Annotated in this window: 1 protein-coding gene; it reads left to right on the top strand. The window is 76.3% G+C overall.

The window, feature by feature from the left end; all coding sequences use genetic code 11:
• A partial coding sequence (locus CCN56_RS22640) for a serine/threonine-protein kinase (RefSeq protein ID WP_143664601.1) occupies positions 1 to 628 on the top strand: 628 nt, incomplete at both ends.

Consider the following 628-nt stretch of genomic DNA (forward strand, 5'->3'; position numbering starts at 1 on the left):
ACCTCGCCGACCACCTCGCCGAGCACGACCCGTACCCCTGGGAGTGGGCGGTCAGCGTCGCCGCGCAGCTCTGCGCGGTGCTCGCCGCCGTGCACGCGGTGCCGATCGTGCACCGCGACCTCAAGCCGCGGAACGTGATGATCCGCCCGGACGGCACCGTGACCGTCCTCGACCTGGGCGTCGCCTCCGTCCTCGACACGGACACCACCCGGCTCACGCACACCGGTTCGCCCATCGGCAGCCCGGCGTACATGGCGCCGGAGCAGGCCATGGGCGGCGCCGTCGGCCCGTCCACCGACCTGTACGCCCTCGGTGTCCTGCTCCACGAACTCCTCAGCGGGAACGTGCCCTTCGCCGGCTCCACCGCGCTCGGCGTGCTGCACCGCCACCTGTACGAGCCGCCCGCGCCGCTCCGGCAGCTGCGGCCCGAGGTCCCCGAGGCCCTCGAAGCGCTGGTCCTGCGGCTGCTCGCCAAGGACCCGCAGGCGCGGCCGTCCGGCGCGCACGAGGTGTACGAGCAGCTGCTGCCGCTGCTCCCCGCGCGCGGCGCCCCGGCGGGGCCGCTGGACCCGACCCGCCCGTTCCTGCGCCCGCACGCGCCCTGGCCGGAGCGGGCGCAGGAACGGGC

This window comes from Streptomyces sp. NRRL B-24572 (assembly GCF_002156145.1).
Classification (GTDB): Bacteria; Actinomycetota; Actinomycetes; order Streptomycetales; family Streptomycetaceae; genus Streptomyces; species Streptomyces vietnamensis.